Raw genomic sequence first — 17,787 nt, 5'->3', positions numbered from 1 at the left:
CGGCACTCTATTTTATTTAATTAGGTAAAGTGTGATTTCTATCTGCGATCTTCGCGGTAGCAAGTCACATCGACTTCGACTTTCACGTCCACCACGAGATCACATACCATGCAAATACGTGCAGGTGGGTGAGCACCAAAGAATTCTCTGAACACTTTATTGAACGATTGGAAGTAACGCGAATCCGTTAGTACCACTTTTACGTGTACCACGTCAGCTAGCGTGTAGCCTGCTTCTTCCATGATGTCGACACAGTTTTGAATCGCTAGGCGAGACTGGTCAACGATACCGCCTTCTACCACTTCGCCGTCAGTCATTGGTGTTTGACCCGATACGTATAAGAAGCCACCCGCTTCTGTTGCACGTGCAAATGGTAAATGTTGACCGCCAGTACCTACGCCGCCTTCTACACCATAACGTTTAATTGACATAATATTCTCCAGTGATAATGCTTAATCTATAAAATTAATTCATTTAATAAGTTATTGATGGGTATTATTTCTATAAATAAATACGCCATTTCTATTTTCGGTGACTTTACCTTTTAAATAAGATAGTTCGCCATTTACAAATACAGATTCAATACCTTGCGCGACGGAAATTGGATTTTCGAACGTTGCAGTATCTTTAATTGTATTTGGGTTAAATAAAACCAAGTCTGCGTAAGCGCCTGTTTTTATTTCCCCACGATCTTTCAATTGGTAGCGTGTTGCCGACATACCCGTCATCTTGTGAATCGCTTCTGCTAATGGGAAAAGCTGTTCTTCACGGCAGTAATGCCCCAAGACTTTCGGGAATGTGCCCCACAAACGTGGATGTGGGTGCGGGTCGTTTGGTAATCCATCCGAGCCCACCATGGTCAACTTATACTTAAGTACACGTTTGACGTCGTTTTCATCCATGCAGTGATAAACCGCGCCCGCAGGTTGCAACGCTTTTGCTGCTTCCATAAGAGGCAGCTGCATCTCGTCAGCAATGTCTTTCAGCATCTTGCCAGCGTGTTCAGGTTTGCTTTCAGACCAAGTGATGAAGATGTCGATTTCATCCGTCACCTGTTTTAAATCCAGCGTCGAAGAACTGGCAGAATATGGGTAGCAATCGCAAGACACGTCTTGATGCTCAGAAACCTTGTCCATCAAATCCAGCACTTCTACTGTGCGTCCCCAGTTGCCTGCGCCAGCACATTTCAGATGAGAAATCACCACTGGCACTTTGGCGTACTGCCCAGTTTCAAAGGCTTCTTCCATTGCGCTGATGATTTCTTCAAACTCGGTACGCATGTGTGTGGTGTAGATACCACCGTGATGGCCAAGAATTTCCGCTAGGCGCATGACTTCATCCGCGTTCGCTTGCTTGGCACTCGCATAAGCAAGACCCGAGCTCAAACCCAATGCGCCCTCTTCCATCGCTTGTGCCAGTGTTTGGCGCATTTGCTCGATTTCTTCATCGGTAGCCGTGCGCAGTAAGTCGTCCATCACGTTGTTACGTAAAGTTGTGTGACCGACTAACGCAGCAACGTTGACCGCAGGGTTCGCCGCTTGTACCGCCTTCGCATACTCCGCAAAAGTTGGGTATTTGAAGTCTTCCTGCTTGCCCAATAGGTTCATTGGGTCTGGCGGAGTATCACTGAGTACCGCAGGGCTCGCGCTAATTCCGCAATTGCCTACGATTACTGTCGTCACACCTTGGCTGATCTTTGGCAAGCAGTCAGGGTAACGAATCACATTGGTGTCATCGTGCGTGTGCACATCAATAAATCCCGGAGCCAACGCAAGACCCTGACCGTTGATAACCTTCTTTGCAGAAAGCTCGTCTAGCTGCCCTACTTGCTCAATACGATCTTGACGAATCGCAACATCAGCAATGAATGGTGCTGCACCCGCACCGTCAAATACCTCTACGCTTTTGATAATGGTATCGAACAACATACTTCACTCTCTTCGTCCGTCGTTAACATGATTCCATCTTAATAATTCTTGAAATTTAAACAGTGAAGAAACACACAAAAAACTCAGATTTGTTTGATACTTTCTAACATATTATTTATGGTAGTTAGCAACAAACACTTAATATCAATCACTTAGACCATGTTAGAAGTAGGTACGCCATGAAAGACAATCGCCAAAAGTGTGATAAAAACTATCATAATGAGTGTGTTACCACGCCAGGTTACGGAGAGAAGGCTCAACCTGTTGCGTGCAATTCCGATGGGTTACATAGCTTGATCCATGAAGAGATCACCCTGCCCGTTGCGGTGATCAAATCTTCATCATTGAAGAACAACCTTGATTGGATGCAGCGTTTTGCCAATCAGCACAAAGTGAAGTTGTCACCGCACGGTAAAACCACCATGACTCCCGCTTTCTTTCAGCAGCAATTAGAAAACGGCGCTTGGGGAATTACCGTCGCCACGCCGGCTCAGGCAGAGATTGCGGCGCTAGGCGGAGCGAAAAACATCATCATGGCGAACCAACTAGTCGGGCGCGCGAATATGACCATCATCGCCAACTTGATTGAAACCCACGGGGTCAACTTCTATTGCTGTGTGGATTCAATCCGAAACGTCAAAGCGCTTGAGCGTGCCTTCGCTGAATATCAGTTGCCGCTCAATGTACTGATTGAGTTTGGTGTCGAAGGCGGTCGCTGTGGATGCCGAAACCAACAAGATGTGGTTGAGCTAGCCACACTCATCCACCAGCAACCTCACCTTACGCTCAAAGGTATCGAGGTTTACGAAGGTGTCATTCATGGTGACAATGCTGAGCAGGACATCCGTGACTTCCTCAACACCACATTAGAAATCGCAGCCCAACTACAAAACGACAAGTTGATTGAGTCTAAACCTCTGGTCACAGGCGCCGGCTCTGCTTGGTATGACGTAGTTTCTGAATGCTTTGCCAACCTAGAAGATTTTGACGCCATCATTCGCCCAGGTTGCTACGCAATTCATGACACAGGCATTTACCTAGACGCACAAAACAAAGTCATGCAGCGCGCTGAAAACAACCAAGGTGCCGCGTGTGACTTAGGTGGTGATCTGGAATCAGCACTAGAGCTTTGGGCTTATGTGATTTCTCGCCCTGAGCCAACCAAGCTAGTCGCCGGCTTCGGTAAACGCGACGTGGCGTTTGATGCCGGATTACCAATCCCCGAGCGTGCTTACCGCGATGGTGAGTCAATCTCTATTGAAAGTGCGGTAACGACCGCGGTGATGGATCAGCACGCGTTCATCGAAGTAGACGCAAACAGCGACCTTCAAGTGGGTGATATGATTGCCTTCTCAACCTCTCATCCATGTCTAACGTTTGATAAGTGGCGTGCCGTGGCGGTTTGTGATGATGAGTATCAAGTCACTCATTGGGTGAAAACCCGTTTCTGATGATGAGCTTAGTGAGGCTTTTCGTTATACTTCATGCCAAACCAGTGGAGGCGGCACAATCGTCTCCATGCAATAGATAGGAACACAGCTTGAGTTTAGAAGTCGATATTATCTCTCAAATCACTGAACGTTTCAGTGCGCTGCGCGATGCCGAAAAGAAGGTCGCGAAGTTGATCATGGACGACATTCAAACTGCCGCCAACGCCAGCATTACTGAACTGGCAGAAAGCGCAGAAGTGAGTGAAGCCACCATCACCCGTTTTGCTAAAGCTGTTGGCTGCAAAAACGTGCGTGATATGAAGATCAAACTGGCACAAACCTTAACGGTTGGACAACGATTCATCCTTGAGCCGCCTGACCAAAGTGGCTACCAAGGCATTTATGAGTCGATCAAGCAATCCCTTGATGTAAACCGCAGTTTGATTGTTGAAGAAGATATCGACACTGCTGTGAACTGGCTGCACAACGCAAGACAAGTGATCTGTATTGGTATGGGTGGTGGCTCAACCATTGCAGCACAGGAGATGCAGCATCGTTTGTTCCGTCTGGGCTACCCTGTTGTGGCGTACAACGATGGCTTGTTATCGCGCATGATTGCGGCGACGGCAGACGCGAATGATGTGTTGGTGATGATCTCAGCCACAGGCTACACCCCTGCCATTATAGAAACCGCACAATTAGCCAAGCAGTACGGCGTGAAAGTCATTGTGATTACTCCGAAAGACACGCCTTTGACTGAGCAAGCCGATTTGGTTCTGCCTATTGAGCACCAAGAGACGGACTTCATCTACAAGCCATCCGCTTCTCGCTACGCGATGTTGGCTTTGGTTGATGTACTTTCGATGGCATTAGCCGTTAATCATAAGCGACGCTCGCGCGATAAACTTCGCCGACTCAAAGTTGCCCTCGACTCTTATCGTGGCGGTTTGGAAAGACAGCCTCTTGGTGACTAAGCCAACGTAGTCTAGATAACTAAAAACTCGCTCATAAAACTCAAACAATGAAGCCCGATGTTCAGCATCGGGCTTTTATTTTACCGAGATAACACTTCAATTCGGTACGATGTCTTGTTTTAATATTTAGGAAAACTTGCTAACACATAAATAACGAAATTCATCAATAAGAAAATTCTGATTGAATGTAAGGTTATCAAGATTAATACCAATTCGTACTCGAAATAATTTATAAGTTAATTAATTATTTTCCCCATCAATATTGATTAACTATTAACTTATTTTCAAACGAAATATGAACATTAAGTTTCCATTTTATTTTGGTTTCCGATAAAACTATTTGAGACTTTCATCACACTAAATTTCAAATCTCAGGAATAGACTCCGAGCCTTTCAAGCCCCCCCAATTTGCAGTGAGTCTATGAAACTTTCTAACCTAAGTATTAAAAGTAAAATCAGTGCGTTGATACTTGTTATCTCCGCTGCCGTCATTGCGTTATCTTTCTTCTTTACCTCTCAAATAAAACTTATTGATGGCAAGATGACAGAATTTTCTGACACCACAGTGCCAAGTATTTTATTGGTGAAAAACATTGAAATCGAAATTGGCACCTTAAGAAAAGACGAATTCTCTTTGCTGACCAATGTAAACCATCCTGAATTTAACACTTGGCTTAAAGGTTTGGATGAATCAGAAAATAAAATCGACAACTATATTGAACAATACGGTAAATCACTTTGGGATCAGCGCGACCGTGATGCTTATAATGAAGTATCGAGTGCATGGTCAAAATACCGTAGCTTCAACGACAAATATTCAGAGCTATTAACCACAAAACGCATTGATGAAGCCAACGCTATGCTGCTGGATGGTTTTTCAACCTTCCAAGCACTTTCTAGCTCGATTAAAGATCTGGTTGAGTTAAACCAAACCTTCATTAAAGAAGACATCAACAGCACTCACGATGTGGTAGCAGACGCCATCACTTATAGCATTATCGCGATTGTTGCTTTATTGGCATTGAGCTTTGTACTCGGCCTATTCCTCACAAAACAAATCTGCTCTCCACTGCAATACGTGGTTGAAATGGCCTCTAAGATTGCTTCCGGCGACCTTACCTACAAACTTCCACGCAATAAAATTGGTAACGACGAGCTCGGTTTATTGGCAGACGCCTGTGAAGATATGCAAGCCAAGCTATTGAGTCTGGTCGACAGCATCTCTTCCACTACCGCTCAGGTGAGCACCGCCACCGAAGAAGTGAGCGCTATTTCAGAACAAACCTCTTCAGGCATGGATGAGCAGCAGCAACAGCTTAACCTGATTGCGACCGCCATGAACGAAATGCAAGCAACAGTGCATGATGTAGCAAGCAACACAGAAGCCGCTTCAGAAACTGCAAACAGTGCCTCTCAAGAAGCCAAAGAAGGCTTAGAAGTGGTTCAAGAATGTATCGAGCAGATCAACGAAGCCTCGGTCGCGATTCAATCTGTTGGCACCATGGTAAGTGAGCTAGAGCAAGACGCATCGAACATCAGCGTGGTGGTTGACGTAATTCAAGACATCGCAGAGCAAACTAACTTGCTTGCTCTCAATGCCGCAATTGAAGCTGCCCGAGCGGGTGAACAAGGCCGTGGATTTGCCGTTGTAGCTGATGAAGTTCGTACGCTAGCGAGTCGCACGCAAGCATCGACAGAAGAGATCGTTGCCATCATCAGTAAACTTCAGAATTGCTCGAAAACCGCTGTATCGGCAACAAACAACAGCAGCGATTTGATTCAAGTGTGTGTTGAGCAAGCTCAGCGAGCAGGTACGACGATTGGTCACATCGAACAAAGCGCTGACAACATCGCTGAAAAGAGCATCCAAATCGCGAGTGCATGCAGTGAGCAAAGTTCTGTGACTGAAGAGCTGCATCGCAATGTTGAACACATCAACCAATTCTCTAGTGAAGTCGCAACAGGCTCTCGTCAAACCGCGATAGCATGCCGAGACTTAAGTGAACTGGCAGTTGGTCTACAAGAAATCGTCAGTCAATTTAAAACGGCTTAAACAGCCATTAAAGGTTGCGTTAACTTTGTCCTAGCGCGCTCTGTAAAGCCCGATGCTCAACCATCGGGCTTTGCTTTCTCTAGCCGTTTCTTTACGCGTGCACGGTAAACCTGATCCTTGTCTCGATTCTTTAATTTATCTTTCCTAATCCCAACAACATCACGGTAACCCACTATATTTGAATGAGAATATTCTTAGAGACGCATTCAAGAGTGAGGCCAGTTTCAATAATTAATCAATTGATGAATATTGAAGGAATTAACTTCCTAGCCGGACAAAACTGACTCACGTTACACTGAATGCAGTCCCACACTCTTCTATAGCTTGATACGATTTCGAGCTCACCTTCTTAGAGGAAGCGTCGCATGATGAAGCGAATCATTCTTGGCACCCTAGCCCTGACTCTTTTAACTGCTTGTTCCAAAGATGACGGACAGCAAGCCCTTGGCACACTAGAACGTGACCGCGTAACCTTTACTGCAACCTCTAGCGAGATAATTCGTGCCCTACCCATCAAGGAAGGTAGCCAAGTCACCGAAGGAGAAGTGCTGGTTCAGCTCGATACAAAGAACCAAGAAGCCGTTTTAGCTCACGCCGTAGCCGAACAAGCCAAGGCTGACGCCTATCTTTTGAAATTGACCAATGGTGAGCGACCAGAAGACATTGCTGCAGCGCAAGCACGTGTTGCCAGAGCGGAAGCTCAATTGGTTGAAGCGCAAAAGAACTACCAACGTAAAGCAGAGTTAGTTCGTAAGAAACTCATCAGCCAATCAGAAAAAGACACCGCTTTAGCAGCCAGAGATTCTGCCCGTGCAGAGCTAGACTCCTCACAAGAAGAGTTCAGCAAACTGACCGCTGGCTCTCGCCCTGAAGATATTGAACAAGCGAAAGCCGCACTCATGGCAGCAAAAGCCGATGTGGCACTACAAGAACAGAAACTGGCAGAACTCACCATCACGGCCACGCGAGATGGCTTGTTAGATAACCTACCGTTTAACCTTGGCGAACGCGTCCCTGTCAATGGCGTGGTTGCTGTGATTCAAGCCAGCCGCGTCCCATATGCTCGTGTTTATGTTCCTGCCAACTACCGAGTAGACTTTGTGCCGGGCAAAACGGTTAACGTGCATGTAGATGGCGTTGAGCAACCTTATAGCGGCACCGTTCGTTGGGTTGCGACTGAGCCTTCATTCACGCCCTATTTCGCGCTCACCGAGGAAGAACGCTCGCGTTTGATGTACTTAGCAGAAGTCGACCTTCAAGACTCAGCACAATCCTTGCCTTCAGGTATTCCAGCGCAAGTGGATTTGGTGGAGTAAGCCAATGACCGAATACGCGATTCAAGCTGAAAATGTAGTGAAAAAGTTTGGTGACTTCACCGCCATCAACAACATCACGCTTAATGTGCCCAAAGGCAGTATTTATGGTTTTCTTGGCCCCAACGGCTGCGGTAAATCGACAACCATTCGTGTGTTGACGGGCTTGCTTAGCCCAAGTGAGGGCAATGTCGATGTACTCGGGCTAGAGATCCCAAAACAATCTGAGCTTCTGCGCCTCAAGATTGGCTACATGACGCAAAAGTTCTCCCTCTATGATGACCTGACGGTTCAAGAGAATCTTGAGTTTATTGGACAAATCTTTGGTATGGAAACCAAGGCCCTAAAAGCTCGCATCGAAGAACAACTATCCACCTACGGACTCGACCAACTGCGCAAACAGCGCGTCGGCGGAATGAGTGGCGGCCAGAAACAACGCTTGTCTCTCGCCGCAGCCACCATGCACAAACCAGAACTATTGTTTCTCGATGAACCCACATCTGCGGTTGACCCAGAAAACCGACGCGATTTCTGGGAGCAATTGTTTGATCTCTCTGACCAAGGTACGACGATTTTGGTCACTACGCACTACATGGACGAAGCAGAACGCTGTCATCGCCTAGCGATTATGGAAGCGGGCGAAATCCGCGCCGATGGTGAGCCAGAAGAACTCATGGCGCAAATGGGCGTTAACATCGTCGAAGTCAAAGCGGATAATTTACGCGAGCTAAAAGAGAAAGTCATTCAGCGCGAAGAGGTACGCTCAGCCGCACAGCTCGGCATTCGCTTACGCATTTTGATCCACCAGCACATCGAACAACCGATCGAATGGTTAACTCAAACCTTTCCTGAGCTTGATGGCTGCGAGATGAACATTGCTCGTCCTAGCTTGGAAGATGTGTTTGTCAGCGTGACGGGAGAAGGTCGCCAATGATGAAATCTATTGCCCGTATGAAAGCGGTAATGATCAAAGAGATCCGTCAGCTTTCACGTGACCGCATTACCTTTGGCATGGTCGTGATGATCCCGTTGATTCAGCTTTTGCTGTTCGGCTTTGCCATTAATACCGATATTCGCAACATTCCCGTTGGCGTCGTCGATCAAAGTGGCAGTACTGCCGGGCGCGTGATTACCGAGTCCGTCAAAGTCACGCAAGTGGTCGATGTGGTAGAAACTTTTGCTACCGCTTCAGAAGCCGAGCAAGCCATTCAAGACGGTTTGGTGCGCGCGGCTTTGATTCTACCTAGCGACTTAACCCAACGTATGGTGCAAGGCAGAGAGCTTGGACAGTGGATTGTGGATGGTTCAGACACCATGATCAGCTCAGCGATTCTCTCACTACAAACCATGCCGTTAACGGATTTTGATTTTGAGATACGCCCTGCCCCAACCAAAACCTTTGAAGTTGCGCTGTATTACAACCCGAGTCGGCGTTCGGCGGTGAACATTGTCCCCGGTTTATTGGGCGTGATTCTGACTATGACGATGATCTTGTTCACCAGTGCAGCCATTGTTCGAGAACGAGAACGCGGCAATTTAGAGTTACTGATTACTACGCCAATCCACTCCATCGAGCTCATGGTGGCGAAGATCATTCCCTACATCTTTGTTGGTCTGATACAGGTGTTTATCATTTTAGGCTTGGGTCACTGGATATTTGGCGTGCCGATAAACGGCGCCATTAGTCAGATACTGTTTGGCACACTGTTGTTTATTGCCGCGAGTTTAACTTTAGGTTTGGTGATATCCACCATTGCGACGACACAGCTACAGGCAATGCAGATGACGGTGTTTATTCTTTTGCCGTCAATTCTTCTATCCGGATTTATGTTCCCGTATGAAGGAATGCCCGTCGCGGCACAATGGATATCAGAAGCCCTGCCTGCCACCCACTTTATGCGCATTATTCGTGGTGTGGTGTTGCGTGGTGCAGATTTAATGGAGCTATGGCGAGATACTGTCTGGCTACTGGGCTTTACAGTGATAGGTTTAGTTGTTGCGTCATTACGCTTCAAAAAATCACTCGATTAACCCACCAGATTCCACAACTAAAAACGCCTCCAAATTCGGAGGCGTTATTGATCAAAGCGAGTAGAACATCAATAGTACTCACCGAGTGAACAATCGTGCAAATCGGAGATAATGTAGTTTCTCAACGAGTTGATTTTAAAATTAAAAACCACTTGTTTGCATACGTTCCTACTGCGGTCACTGTAAGTAATATAGCCTTCACCATAAGCACGTTTGCCACTGGTTGAAGTGATGTCGGCATCCAGCTCTAAGTGTGCTTTGTGTGCATCGACACGTTCCATCATCTGTGGAACATCAAGCCACTCTTCTCGATTGGCCATTTGGATCAGCATTGATTCCGCCTGTGTTTCCAGCTTTTGCGGATAAACGTAGAAACGGTTATAGGCAAAATAGGCGCTCATCAAAATAATAATTAACACTGCTGAGGTAGTTCTTGTCATGCAAGTTGCCTCTTATCGTTATGAATTTCTGCTTTTCTCTATAATTTCAGTATAGGAAGCGGATGAAGTTTAGGTTAAAGAATTCACCCAAATAACAGGCGACGGTCAGAGTCGGTCAATTCCATGACAAGCCGTCGCCTGATTTAACCTAATTCTAAATAACTAGACACCTTGCAGCTCTTTAGTGCTAAAAGTTACTTTTACTTATCAATAGGGAATAGCTTGTTCTCAAAGACAGTGGCATAAATTGGTACGTCTTTTAGCTTGTTGATGTCGATTTTATAAGGGTCCTCTTCGAGTACCGTAAAGTTGGCAACCTTACCTACCTCGATACTGCCGAGGGTGTCTTCCATTCCCCAAGAGTACGCGGCTTCTATAGTGATGCCTTTTAATGCGGCTTCACGAGATAGGGCCAAGTCTTTGCGTAATACATTGCCATTGTTGGTTTGACGGGTAGCGGCGCTCCAAGCAAGTAATAGAGGATCAGCCGGAGCCATTGGCATATCTGAATGCAATGAGACTGGGATCTGCTCTTTCTCTATGGTCGCCAGACGCACCATGGCATGAGCACGCTCTTCACCTAAGCCGACTTCACCAAAACGGTCACCAAAGCCAGTGACGTAATATGGATTCACACTGATGATAGCTCCAAGTTCTTTCAGTTCCTTGACTTGCTCGTCGGTCGAATTGGCAAAATGAACAATCGTAAAACGGTGATTCTCACGTGGGTATTCAGCTTGACGACGTTTCAAAATTTCAATCAGCTTTTCAACGCCTTCATCACCGTTTACATGAACGAGGATTTGGTAATCTTTCTCCCAGAACAACTTGGTAATGTCTTCGACTTCTTGAGGACTTTGAATCCACTCGCCATGGTGGCCATCCAGATAACCGTCTTTCATCATCATTAACTGAGAGATGATCGCACCATCAAACAGTAGCTTAACTTGATTTTTAAAGAAGCGAACTTTGCCTTCATCAGGGAAGGTTTTGGTGATTTCTTCAACCGCTTGAACCACACCCTCTTTGCCCTTCAAGAAGTACGGTGACTTACTCTCTGGTGTAAAGAAGGAGTACATTGGCGTTTCATCAGCCCCCAAGATCTCTTTATACAGACCCACCATATCCTCTGGTATGAACGCGCCAGGTTCGTTGTAAGCTGTTACCCCTTTCTCGTGCAGCATTTCTACCATTTGCTCTAGTCCGGCACGGAATCTTGCTTCACTACCAAGGTCTTTGTAGATACGCGGTAACAAGTAAATCAGTGCACCACCTTCCCAGAAATGCCCATTTCCCAGGTCTGACTGAGCGGCTACCTCTTTACCTTGCTTATCAATATCTGTTTGGTTAAGACCAAACTTTTCAATAAAGGCAGAGTTGACGTAGAACTCATGTGCCGAACGATGCCATACACCGATTGGACGTGTTTTCGAGATCTTATCAAGATCAGCGCGCGTCAATTCACCATGGAAGAAGTTGTTGTAGCCCCACGTCCACAATACTTCATTTGGATCCTTCATCTCTTTTTCAACGGCAGTCAGCGCGGCCAGATACTCTTCATGTCCATTCACCGCAGGCCAAGTACGGCTTGGTAACTGCCACTCTTCAGGAGCAATGACTGGCATGCTTAGCGTAAGTGCACCAAGGAACGGATGCAGGTGCTGCTCAATAAAGCCAGGCATGATCACCTTGTCCTCTAAGTCGACTTTATCCGCATTTGGGAACTGCTTCAGCGCCTGCGCTTCTTGTCCAACAAAGACAATCTTGCCGTCATCGTCCGCTACAACTGCCTCTACACGAGGTTGATCTTCATCCATTGTGATGATGGTATCAGCCAGATAGATCATTTCACCGCTTTCCACAGGCGCAGTTGCTTGAGCTTGCTCTTCTACCTGAGCCTCAGGTTTTGGCTTTTGTTGTGGTTGTTTCGCTTCTTCTGCTGGGCTGCATCCTGCCACGGTACCAATTAACCCTAGGATGACACCTGCCACTAACGTTCGTTTGAATGGTTTCATTTCTAACCCTTATATCACCAGTTTATTTACTGCTTTAGTTATGGAATCCCGTTCCAAAAAAGAAAGAGGAGCATGGTGTATAAAGTAAAGACCGCTTTTGTCAGGGGTGAACCGATTTCGCTCACAATCTTGAGAATGAAACAGTAATTAATTCATAACGTTACCTATCACCGTCGTTACCAAGCGATGATCAGAACCATTTGGATGACTTGCCGACTTGCGAGAACAAATGGTCCTCTCTACGTTTTCCGATTTAAGCCAGAGGTGATCAATCCCTATCATGGCAAAAGCAGCTACAGGCAAGCCTTTCACTGATGTTGGCCAACTGGCAACAGGTTGAGTTTGGAAACGAGAAAACAGCCCATTAAACCTAGGGCTTGCAGCAGAAAGATTGAAATCCCCTATCACGATCATTTCTGGTGTTGGGTACAAATCAGTAAGGGTTTCTATGGTTCGAATCAGGGCATTACGGCGTTGCCATAACGGCTCAGTTCTTGGCGAAGGAGGATGCGCCGTCATTAAAGTAATAGGGTTGTCCGCTTGCCATGTTGCTCGAATCACCTCTTGACCATCTGGGGTGTGATAAATAGAAACTGGCTCCAAAGGATAACGGCTCAAAATCATCTGATTTGACGGATAACCAACGCCGCGCTGGCCGCCGTAATAGAAAGGATAAATATCGTCGAGAAGATGAAGTTTCTCCCCCACTTGAGGCGAGAGCTCTTGCATCACCACCAAATCTGCAGGGTGTTTAAGCAAGTAATTGATGAACTGATTGATGTCCGGATTTTCGTAGAACAGGTTGAATTGGACTATCGCCAGCGGATTTTCGCAGGTTTGGTTGTTTGTGATTTGAGTGGGTAAGAGAAACGCAATAGAAGCCAAACCAATCAAGGTAGCAGCAATGGCTTTCGCCCAGTGACGACAAACCAAAAGTACCAAAGCAAAACCTAGGTAGACGAATAAAAGGAGAGCGGGAATCGAGGTTAGATTCTCCGCCCACCAAATATCATGATATTGCCTTGTCACCAGCCAAATTGAAGCAGGTAGAAACAACACAATCCATTTAATGACTCTCAGCACACGCACGGCTCATTTAGCGATTACATATCATAAGCTTATATGTAATCGCCCAACTCGCCAGTACACTGCTGACCTGTATCTAAACAGATCGGCTTAAATGGAATGAACCGCTTCCGCTGCAGGCTCTGTAAGTAGCGCTTTTTCGCTCACTTCGACTTTAACCGCAGCGACCTTGAACTCAGGGATCTTCGCATGCGGGTCAGTTGCCGTTGTCGTTAGGCGGTTGACTGGCGATTCAACAAAGTGGAAAGGAATGAACACCACACCTTTTTGAATCCGCTTAGTCACAAAGGCATCAATCTCAATGCTGCCGCGACGTGTAGACACTGTCAGACGCTGACCATTACTGATGCCAAGTGCTTCTGCGTCTTCCACGCTCACCATTGCGCGAGGGCCAGCAAGATTATCCAACCCTTTGGTTTTGCGCGTCATGGTTCCAGTATGGAACTGCTCAAGTACGCGACCGGTCGTTAACACAAGTGGGTACTCTTCATCTGGCAGCTCAGCCGCATAACGGAACGGTACACCCACCATTTGCCCTTTACCACGAGTAAACTGGGTTTGGTGCATGATGCGAGTACCCGCAGGGTTGTTCTTGTTGCTCGGCCATTGCACACCGTTTGGCGTAATCGCATCCCAACGAAGACCCGCGTATTGAGGTGTCACGCGTGCGATTTCATTGGTGATATCAGACACGCAGTGGTAATCCCAATCACTGCCCATGGCATTGGCAATTTCTTGAATAATCCACCAATCTTCTTTCGCTTCACCCGGTGCCGTTACGACCGGATTCACACGCTGTACACGACGTTCTGTATTGGTGAAGTGACCCGCTTTCTCTGCAAACGAGCAAGAAGGCAGAACCACATCCGCGTATTGCGCAGTTTCCGTTAGGAAGATGTCTTGAACTACCAAGAAATCGAGCGCTTCTAAACCTTCAATCACATGCGCTTGGTTCGGGTCACTCAACACTGGGTTCTCACCCATGATGTACATACCACGAACGTCACGATGGCAAGCCGCGTCAATGATTTCTGTCAGGGTTAAACCTTGCTCAGAAGGCAGATTTGGCGCGTTCCATTCAATCGCAAACTTCTGACGCACAATTGGGTTGTATACCTTTTGGTAGCCTGGGAAGCTGTTTGGCAAAGCGCCCATATCACACGCGCCTTGCACGTTTGATTGACCACGCAGCGGGTTGATACCACCACCTTCAATACCGATGTTGCCACACAGCAATTGCAGGTTGGCGATAGAACGCACGTTGTCATGACCTGTCGTGTGCTGAGTAATCCCCATCGAGTAGTACACAGCCGTACGATCTGCCGTACCGATCATGCGCGCCATTGCTTGAATGTCTTCGGCTTTTACGCCCGTAACCAACTCCACTTTATCGAGATTGTAAGCTGGCGACATCACTTCTTGCAGTAAGGTATCAAAACCGTCGACACGTTCTTCAATGTACTCTTGATCGTACCAACCATTCTTGATGATCTGCTGCATGACACCGTTTAGGAGCATCACATCCGTACCCGGACGGTGCGCCATATACAGCTCAGCATGCTCTGCCATATCGACACGTTTCGGATCAGCCACAATCAAGCGAGCGCCGTGGTGACGAATTGCTTGTTTGATGTGTGAAGCGATGATCGGGTGTGCCGATGTAGTATCCGAACCGATAATAAAGATCACATCCGAGTGCTTAATGCTTGGAATGTCATTGGTCATTGCACCACTACCCAGTGACGCCTCAAGACCGGTTACACTCGATGCGTGACACAAGCGCGCACAGTGGTCGACGTTGTTAGTGCCTAGTTCACGACGGACAAATTTTTGGAACGCATAGTTGTCTTCGTTGGTGGTTTTCGCTGAAGAGAAACCCGCCAATGCGTTGCTGCCAAAATCTTGCTTGATGCCAGAGAACTTGCTCGCAATCAGTTGAATCGCCTCTTCCCAACTTGCAGGCTGCAACCAACCGTCTTTGCGGATCAATGGCGTGGTAAGACGCTCTTCACTGCCAATGAAATCAAAACCAAAGCGCCCTTTCACACACAGCATGCCTTGGTTCACTGGCGAGTCACCGCCCTTCACGTAACGAATCGTATTGGTTGCTTCATCCACGAACATAGTCAACTTACAACCCACACCACAGTATGTACAAATGGTGTCGACCGCTTTCAGATCTTCAGTACGGCCTTGCGAACGGTCACGACTATCGACCATTGCGCCCGTTGGACACACTTGAACGCACGCGCCACATTGCACGCAGTTCGAATCGCCCATCAGAGTTAAACCATTCTTGTTACTTCCAAAGTGTGGACGATCGTCAGGACGTAATGCCGGACGACCTTGTTTATCGCACACAAAGTTCAGTACGCCGTGTACAGCTTTGTCGCGACACGCTTGGATACACTGACCACAGCTAATACAGCGGTTGGCATCAAACTCAATAAACTCAGAACTGCGGTCAACTTCGTACTTATGACGCAAATCTTTCGCACGAAGATCTAACCAATCTTGGTGTGACTTAATCTGCAAGGAGAAGTCAAAGCTTTGCTCAGCTTCATATTCGGTGGAGTAATCACGCAGCGCACAATCGGTATTTGCCTGACAGCCACATTCAAGACAGCGCGCGGCTTCCTTCATCGCTTCTTCGTTATCAAAACCCAACTCCACTTCAGCGAAGCTTTGCTCGCGTTGTGCTGGAGTCAGCTCTGGCATGATAGAGCGAGCGACTTTCTGGATGGTCTCGAAGTGAAGCGGATCGACTTGAGAGAGTTTCTTCTCTTTGCGCGAGTTGAACGCCGCCTTTGGCATATCCGCCATATCGCCATTCAAAAACAGGTCAATGGCTTTTGCCGCAACGCGACCATCACCCACCGCTTCAACTGCCGTTGCAGGACCGCGGCGGAAATCACCAATACTGAAGATGTTGCCCGTGCCGGTGTGCATGGTCTTTTCATCTGCATCAGAGGTATTCCAGCGCGTAAGTGGAATCGACAAATCTTCGCCCTCGAGGAAGCTCAGATCTGGCTTTTGCGATACTGCTGCAATCACGGTGTCGAACTCTTCGGTGAAGAACTCGCCGGTTGGTTTAGGGCTGCGACGACCAGATGCATCCGGCTCACCCAACGCCATGCGCTCTAGACGAATCGCATTCACGCGTCCGGTTTCATCGGCAAGGTTTTCTGCAGGATTGGTCAAGAAGTGGAATTTCACCCCTTCGTGTTCCGCTTCAACAATCTCGTAGTCTTCTGCCGGCATTTCGTCACGGGTACGACGGTAAATCAACGTGGTGTCTGCACCAGCACGACGCGCAGTACGAGCACAGTCAATTGCCGTGTTACCACCACCGATCACCGCGACTTTCTGACCCGTTACATAGTTTTGCTCAGTCACGTAATCTTTGAGGTAATCAACACCTAAGTAGCAACCTTCAAGGTCACTGCCTGTGTAATGCATTTCGACCGCTTGAGACGCGCCGACCGCCAAACACACCGCGTCGTATTCTTCGCTCAATTGAGAAAGCGTGAAATCCACACCCAGCTTTTGATTGGTGTGAACTTGCATACCGTTGCGGCACATCAATTCGATTTCTTTATCGAGAATGTCTTTTGGTAAACGGTATTCAGGAATACCGTAACGCAACCAACCGCCCGCTTTTGGCATGGATTCAAAGACCGTAACGTCGTAGCCTTCATTCGATAAGTAGTAGCCAGCCGTTAGACCACCAGGACCACTGCCGACGACGGCAATGTTCAAACCTTTACTTGGTTTCTTTTCTGGCACGTAGGTTTCATGCGCAGACAAATCCGCATCCGCGGCATGACGTTTTAGCTGACGAATTGCAATAGGCTCATCGACTAACGAACGGCGACATTCGCTCTCACAAAATGCAGGGCATACGCGGCCAATCGATAACGGCATAGGAAGCGTACGCTTAATCACTTCAATCGCTTTTTGATGATCGTTCTGTGCGATGTGATAAAGGTACGATTGGATATCCACGCCCGCAGGACACGCGGTTTTACATGGCGCTTCACAATCGGCGTAATGGTCCGTCATGATGCGGTTAAGTGCTTTTCTGCGGTGCTCGCTTAATTGTTCTGATTGCGTGACCACATTAAGGCCGCGGTAAACTTCGAGTTCACACGCACGCTTAGTACCGCCATTTTCGACTTCAACTACACACAAGTCACACGGTACTTTTTCATTACTTTTGTTCATTCCGCACAGCGATGGGATCTCGACCCCACACACTTTTGCTGCTTCTAAAAGGGTTAGACCCTCTTCTACAATTCTATATTTTCCATCGATGACAATTTCTATCATGCAACCCCCGCAGCAAAGCAAATCCAAATCTGCACAAGTAAAACCATGCATTCTATAAGGATAATCATTTGTAAGACAAGTTAGTGTGATGTAAAACTTATAAACCACATTTTTCACGTGTCATAAAAAGCGAGGGCTTCTTTCGCTAACTTTCAACACTCGGTGTTTAACAAACGTTTTACTCCCTC

Annotated in this window: 12 protein-coding genes; 6 read left to right on the top strand and 6 right to left on the bottom strand. The window is 47.2% G+C overall.

Features of this window, described 5'->3' with window-relative positions; genetic code table 11:
* Window positions 1-38: 38 nt before the first annotated feature.
* Window positions 39-431, bottom strand: a complete 393-nt coding sequence (locus tag C1S73_RS21340) for a RidA family protein (RefSeq protein WP_038865235.1) — start codon at window positions 429-431, stop codon at window positions 39-41.
* A 51-nt stretch (window positions 432-482) separates the two neighbouring features.
* Complete coding sequence (locus C1S73_RS21335) at window positions 483-1,928, bottom strand: N-acyl-D-amino-acid deacylase family protein (protein WP_038865234.1); 1,446 nt, start codon at window positions 1,926-1,928, stop codon at window positions 483-485.
* 179 nt (window positions 1,929-2,107) lie between these two features.
* On the opposite strand from C1S73_RS21335, the gene C1S73_RS21330 reads away from it, so the two are divergent.
* The 6 genes from C1S73_RS21330 (at window position 2,108) to C1S73_RS21305 (ending at window position 9,729) form a co-directional block, all read left to right on the top strand.
* Window positions 2,108-3,379 (top strand): amino acid deaminase, encoded by a 1,272-nt coding sequence (locus tag C1S73_RS21330; RefSeq protein WP_038865233.1) that lies wholly within the window; start codon window positions 2,108-2,110, stop codon window positions 3,377-3,379.
* An 89-nt stretch (window positions 3,380-3,468) separates the two neighbouring features.
* Window positions 3,469-4,332: a MurR/RpiR family transcriptional regulator gene (locus tag C1S73_RS21325; protein WP_005425077.1), complete on the top strand. Its 864-nt coding sequence runs from the start codon at window positions 3,469-3,471 to the stop codon at window positions 4,330-4,332.
* Window positions 4,333-4,753: 421 nt separating this feature from the next.
* Window positions 4,754-6,385, top strand: coding sequence for a methyl-accepting chemotaxis protein (locus tag C1S73_RS21320; RefSeq protein ID WP_038865232.1), 1,632 nt, complete (start codon window positions 4,754-4,756; stop codon window positions 6,383-6,385).
* A gap of 365 nt (window positions 6,386-6,750) precedes the next feature.
* Window positions 6,751-7,701: an HlyD family secretion protein gene (locus tag C1S73_RS21315; protein ID WP_005385136.1), complete on the top strand. Its 951-nt coding sequence runs from the start codon at window positions 6,751-6,753 to the stop codon at window positions 7,699-7,701.
* Window positions 7,702-7,705: 4 nt separating this feature from the next.
* Window positions 7,706-8,632, top strand: coding sequence for an ABC transporter ATP-binding protein (locus C1S73_RS21310; protein WP_033906808.1), 927 nt, complete (start codon window positions 7,706-7,708; stop codon window positions 8,630-8,632).
* A complete protein-coding gene (locus C1S73_RS21305; RefSeq protein ID WP_009706212.1) occupies window positions 8,632-9,729 on the top strand; it encodes an ABC transporter permease in 1,098 nt (365 codons plus the stop codon). Before C1S73_RS21310 ends, C1S73_RS21305 begins: the two co-directional genes overlap by 1 nt.
* A 68-nt stretch (window positions 9,730-9,797) precedes the next feature.
* Here C1S73_RS21305 and C1S73_RS21300 read toward each other — a convergent pair whose 3' ends face one another.
* The 4 genes from C1S73_RS21300 to fdhF all read right to left on the bottom strand — a co-directional run bounded on the left by C1S73_RS21300 (window position 9,798) and on the right by fdhF (window position 17,599).
* On the bottom strand, window positions 9,798-10,169 hold the full coding sequence (locus C1S73_RS21300) for a hypothetical protein (RefSeq protein WP_171374330.1): 372 nt from the start codon (window positions 10,167-10,169) through the stop codon (window positions 9,798-9,800).
* 200 nt (window positions 10,170-10,369) lie between these two features.
* On the bottom strand, window positions 10,370-12,184 hold the full coding sequence (locus C1S73_RS21295) for an amidohydrolase (protein ID WP_038865229.1): 1,815 nt from the start codon (window positions 12,182-12,184) through the stop codon (window positions 10,370-10,372).
* A 147-nt stretch (window positions 12,185-12,331) separates the two neighbouring features.
* Complete coding sequence (locus tag C1S73_RS21290; protein ID WP_038865227.1) at window positions 12,332-13,267, bottom strand: endonuclease/exonuclease/phosphatase family protein; 936 nt, start codon at window positions 13,265-13,267, stop codon at window positions 12,332-12,334.
* Window positions 13,268-13,360: 93 nt separating this feature from the next.
* Window positions 13,361-17,599 carry a formate dehydrogenase subunit alpha gene (fdhF, locus tag C1S73_RS21285; protein ID WP_038865226.1) on the bottom strand — a complete coding sequence of 1,413 codons (4,239 nt, stop codon included), beginning with the start codon at window positions 17,597-17,599 and terminating at the stop codon, window positions 13,361-13,363.
* Between the last annotated feature and the right edge of the window lie 188 nt (window positions 17,600-17,787).

Origin of the sequence: Vibrio jasicida 090810c (genome assembly GCF_002887615.1) — a bacterium.
Classification (GTDB): Bacteria; Pseudomonadota; Gammaproteobacteria; order Enterobacterales; family Vibrionaceae; genus Vibrio; species Vibrio jasicida.
Note: the sequence above shows the minus strand (reverse complement) of the source record. Positions and strands in the feature narration are given on the sequence as shown.